General features: G+C 62.7%; 5 protein-coding genes and 1 pseudogene. 2 read left to right on the forward strand and 4 right to left on the reverse strand.

The annotated features are described in order from the left end of the window. Positions 1-19 precede the first annotated feature (19 nt). Genes AHiyo1_RS22255 through AHiyo1_RS28095 form a run of 4 tightly spaced genes read right to left on the reverse strand, consistent with a single transcriptional unit; the run spans position 20 to position 2224 of the window. Entirely contained in the window at positions 20-910 is an 891-nt protein-coding gene (locus AHiyo1_RS22255; protein ID WP_059390033.1) for a carbohydrate ABC transporter permease, read from the reverse strand. A 26-nt stretch (positions 911-936) separates the two neighbouring features. Then, the gene (locus AHiyo1_RS28085; protein ID WP_340639367.1) at positions 937-1281 is read right to left on the reverse strand and encodes a hypothetical protein; all 345 of its coding nucleotides are present in this window, start codon (positions 1279-1281) and stop codon (positions 937-939) included. Between the two features lie 8 nt (positions 1282-1289). Beyond that, positions 1290-1493 carry a hypothetical protein gene (locus AHiyo1_RS28090; protein ID WP_340639368.1) on the reverse strand — a complete coding sequence of 68 codons (204 nt, stop codon included), beginning with the start codon at positions 1491-1493 and terminating at the stop codon, positions 1290-1292. 44 nt (positions 1494-1537) lie between these two features. Next, positions 1538-2224, reverse strand: a complete 687-nt coding sequence (locus AHiyo1_RS28095; RefSeq protein WP_340639369.1) for an ABC transporter substrate-binding protein — start codon at positions 2222-2224, stop codon at positions 1538-1540. A gap of 135 nt (positions 2225-2359) precedes the next feature. Between AHiyo1_RS28095 and AHiyo1_RS22265 the strand changes: the two genes are divergently transcribed. Both AHiyo1_RS22265 and AHiyo1_RS22270 read left to right on the forward strand, forming a co-directional pair. Further along, positions 2360-3580 carry an ROK family protein gene (locus tag AHiyo1_RS22265; protein ID WP_059390034.1) on the forward strand — a complete coding sequence of 407 codons (1221 nt, stop codon included), beginning with the start codon at positions 2360-2362 and terminating at the stop codon, positions 3578-3580. A gap of 189 nt (positions 3581-3769) precedes the next feature. After that, positions 3770-4125, forward strand: a pseudogene (locus AHiyo1_RS22270) (ATP-binding cassette domain-containing protein); the annotation flags it as partial. Between the last annotated feature and the right edge of the window lie 196 nt (positions 4126-4321).

A 4321-nucleotide genomic window follows, 5' to 3' on the forward strand; every position in this document is an offset into this window, starting at 1 on the left:
TGAACCGTTTGGGTGGTCATCAGAAGGTCGCCTTTCCGTGGGTGGCACGCAATTGCAGCAGCGCGATGACGATGGCGATCAGGAAGAAGATTGTCGCGTTGGCCATCTGGTAGGAGTAGTCGCCGTTGCTGAAGCCGTTGAAGATGGACATGGCGACACTGGTGGTGGAGGTGCCGGGGCCGCCGTTGGTCAGGCCAACGATGATGTCGTAGGCATTCATGAAGCCCTTGAACCCCATGATCACGTTGATCACGATGTAGCCCGCTGCCAGCGGGACCGTGATGGATGCCAGCTTGCGCCAGGCCGTGGCACCGTCGAGGGCTGCTGCCTCGTAGACGTCGGCGGGAATTGACAGGATCCCGGCAATGTAGATCAGCAGCGTGGCAGGGACCGCCTGCCACGCGGTGACCAGAACCAGGGCGAGCCAGGCGAGGTCCGGATTTGCCAGCATGCTCGTTTCCAGCGACTGGAGCCCCAGTGCCGTGGCAATGTCCGGTACGGAATTGGAAAACAGGAAGTTGAAGACGTAGGCGATGACGATACCCGAGATCACCATGGGCAGGACGAAAACGGCGCGCAGGGCGACCTTGGCCCGGATCTTCTCGGTCAGCCCCAGTGCCAGGAAGAAGGACACCACGTTGACTACCACCACGGTCACCAGGGCGAAGCCGATGGTGAAGCCGTAGGCCTTGAGGATGGCCGGGTCGGAGAAGGCCGCGAGGTAGTTGGTGAGGCCGGTGAACTTGAACTCACCGAATCCCACCGAGTTGGTGAAACTCAGGGTGATCCCCATGAGGGCAGGGACGGTGATCGCGAGAGTGAAGGCGAGGACCGTGGGGAGGAGGAAAGCATAGAACACGGGTTCAACGCGCCGTCGCTGGGACGGGCGTCCATTGCGTATCAATGACATGGAGGCACTCAATTCTTGCGGGTCGGTCAGACGTTGCGCAGGGCAAGGCGTGCCCAGTCGGCGTCCAGGGTCTGGAGGAGGGCTTCGGGAGCGGCGCCCAGAGCGATCGACTGGGCGTAGTTCGACACCGGGATCGAGGCAGGAATCAACTGGGAGGCCCCCAGATAGAAGGCGCCGTCGTCGTAGTACTTCTGCATTCCGGCCAGGGCCGGGCTGCTTGCCGGTGGCGCATCGTTGCGGACACCGAAGCCGTTGTTGTCTGCGTTGTACTTGTCATTGATTTCCGGGCGCATGAGGAAAGAGAGGAACCGCCGTGCCGCGTCCTTCTTTGTGGAGGCCTCGGGGATCCACAAGGCCAGGTCCACGTTCACGCGCACTTTCAGGTCGGCCGGGTCCTCGGTAACAGGCAACGGAAGGTGCCCAGTTTCATTGCCGGGGCAGTCTTGGCGATTTCGTTCAGCGCCCACGGGCCCTGCATATACATCGCGCCCTTGCCCTGGGAGAACGCGAGGTTGCCGTCGGCGTAGCCGCGGCTGGCAGCATCCTTGTTCGCAAACGCGGCCAGCTCGACCATCCGGTCCATGGGGGCTTTAAGGTTCTTCTCAAAGGAAGCGGCGGAACCGGCGTTCAGCGACGTGCTTGGCTGTTGAGCGTGGAAAAGAACTGCGGTACGTCGACCATGCCTCCGATGCTGTAGTCGAACATTCCTTGCCCCACTGTCCAGGTGTCTTTGATGGTGTTGTAGAACGGGGCGATCCCGGCGTTCTGCAAGGTCTTGCAGACGGTGACGAGCTGCGGCCAGGTGGTGGGGACGGACAGCCCGTGCTGGGCGAAGATTTCTTTGTTGTAGATAACGGACGCGGACATCATCGAGTAAGGGATAGCGCAGGTGCGGCCTGGATACTCCGCCGTCTGCGTCAGCAACGGCCAAAGCTTGGGGTTGATCGCCTTGGCCTCGGGCATGTCGGACAGGTCGCTGAGCGCCCCGTGTTTGACGAATTCCGCTACGGAGAAGTTGTAGTTCCAGCAACCCAGGTCCGGGGGCTGGTTGCGCACGAAGTCGGCGGACATGTTCGACGTCGAATCGCGGATCACCCGGACCGCGTCCTGGCTCCTGTGGAACTGCTCAATCACCCGGTCGAAGTAGCCGATGACTTCGGGCTTCGATACATAGAACGTGATTTCCGTGGCAGTGGTCGAGGACTGCGCCGGGGCGCATCCTTCGAGGGCGAACCCGGCCCCGACGGCACCCGCGCCGAGCAGGAACGATCGTCTGCTTAGGCCGGGCTTCCGGGTCGTTTGGACTGCAAGCACCTCATTGTCTCCTTTGACTGGTCACGCATCACCGCACGGGAATGCGTTACGAGAGAACATAAATCTAGACATTAAATCTAGACTGTAAATCTAATGCGAACTAAGCTTGCACCAAGCCGAAGATAAGGTCAAGAGATGGAACAAGATGATGTGGCCACCTCGCCCCAGCTGCTCCGCAAGATCAACATGGGGGCGGTGCTCCGCTATGCCCTCGAGTCCGAGGCCTTCAGGGCCATCGACGCCATGGCGGTGACAGGCCTGACCCGGTCCACTGTTCTTGGTTTGTGCGATGAGCTGGCCGCGCAGGGCTGGATCGAAGAGATGGGCGATTCCCGCGAAGCCGGCCAGTACATCAAAGGCAGACCGGCCCGGCGGTACCGCTTGCGCGGGGATGCCGGCCACATCGTCGGCGTCGACGCCGGCCAACACACGGTCACCGCCATCGTCGCCGACCTGCGCGGCACGATCTTGGCGCGCGCCGCCCAGACCCTTGACAGCCAACGCGGCAGTGTTCGCCGATCGACCGTTCGGAACACCGTCGACAAGGCCTTGGCCTTGGCGGGCATTCAGCCAGAGGAAGTCTTCCTGGTCGTCGTCGGAGTTCCCGCACCCGTCGATGACAAGGGCCGTTCGCCCGATAGTACCGAGTACTGGCGCAACATGAATCCGGATTTCCCTGCTGTCTTTGCCGATTGCGGGCGCACAGTCGTGGACAACGACGCCAACCTTGCCGCACTTGCCGAGAGGGCACACGGCGCCGACGCCGATTCCTTTGCGGCGCTGCTCTCCGGGGAGCGCTTCGGTGCGGGCCTGGTCATCGACGGGGTGCTCTTACGAGGACCGCGAGGCGCGGCGGGCGAGATGCGCCTGCTGAACGTTGTCGAGGGCGTGGGCTCGGCCGACGGCATCGGCCTTCTGGGCAGGAAGTGGGCGGTGGACGCCAGCCGGGCCGGGAAAATACCCCCGGGATCAATACTGGCCGGGATCCGCCAGGAGCGGTTGTCCGCCGAAGCGGTGTTCGACGCCGCAGCAGCCGGCGACGTCACCGCGCTCGGCATCGTTGATCGGCTGGCAGAGCGGTTGGCCCGGATTGCCCATGTGCTGGCGAGCCTGTTGGACGTGGAGAAGGTCATCATTGCCGGTGCGGTCGCGGCAGCAGTGGAACCGGTACTAAAGAAGGCCGCCGCCGTCCTTGCCGAAAAATTCGAAGCCCCTGTACCCGCCCTGGCCGCCTCCGCATTGGGGGCTGACGGCGTCGTGCTGGGAGCGCTGGAATGTGGACTGTCGACGATACGCAGCCAACCACTTACCTTTGATCCGCATCTTCTTGAACAGCACCGCGGAGCCTTGTCCTAAGTGCAGCCTAATTGCCGGCCAAGCAGGAAACCGGGGCACCCACCGGCCCGTCGACATACTCGTCCCTACTGGAACAGTAGGCGTTCGAAGCGAATCGTGACGCGAAACTCCCAAGAACTTCTATAGGGTGTTGCCATGACTGCTGGGGGTGCGGCTGTTGAGCCGTTGGTGCACATCAAAGACTTCAGAATGGACTTCGGGAACACCCAGGTCGTCAAAGACCTGTCCTCGATGTGAGAGCCGGGGAGACGTTCGGGTTCCTGGGCAGCAACGGCTCAGGCAAAACGACGACCCTGCGGGCACTTTTGGGCATCTACCAGCCCACCGCCGGGACCCTGCACATCGGAGGGAAGACCTTCGACCCCCGCGACGGGATCCGGCTCGGGTACCTTCCGGAAGAACGCGGCCTCTACAAGAAGGAGCAGGTCCTGGATGTCATGGCCTACTTCGGCCGGCTCAAAGGCCTCCGCAAAGCCCAGGCCCGCAGGTGGTCCCTGGAGTACCTGGAGCGCGTGGAACTCGCCCACAACGCCGGCACCAGACTGGCTTTCAGTGTGTCTTCCCGGATTTTGGCATGGGCCCCAACCCGGCGCAGATGATTCCGGCATCCTCCAGCAGGGCGGCAATCATGCGCGCGTGCGCCACCTCGTCGACGCCCCATTTCGCGGTCGTCGCAGCGTGTGCCCGAACCGCTCCCGGGCAGTTCGAGCGGACATGCCGAGGGCGGTGCCGATAACCTCC

Origin of the sequence: Arthrobacter sp. Hiyo1 (genome assembly GCF_001263615.2) — a bacterium.
In the GTDB taxonomy this organism is placed as follows: domain Bacteria; phylum Actinomycetota; class Actinomycetes; order Actinomycetales; family Micrococcaceae; genus Arthrobacter.

Excerpts from the sequence above, each read along its gene's own strand:
- AHiyo1_RS22255 (WP_059390033.1), bottom strand. The coding sequence starts at position 910 with ATGTCATTGATACGCAATGGACGCCCGTCCCAGCGACGGCGCGTTGAA.
- AHiyo1_RS28090 (WP_340639368.1), bottom strand. The coding sequence starts at position 1,493 with ATGGACCGGATGGTCGAGCTGGCCGCGTTTGCGAACAAGGATGCTGCC.
- AHiyo1_RS22265 (WP_059390034.1), top strand. The coding sequence starts at position 2,360 with ATGGAACAAGATGATGTGGCCACCTCGCCCCAGCTGCTCCGCAAGATC.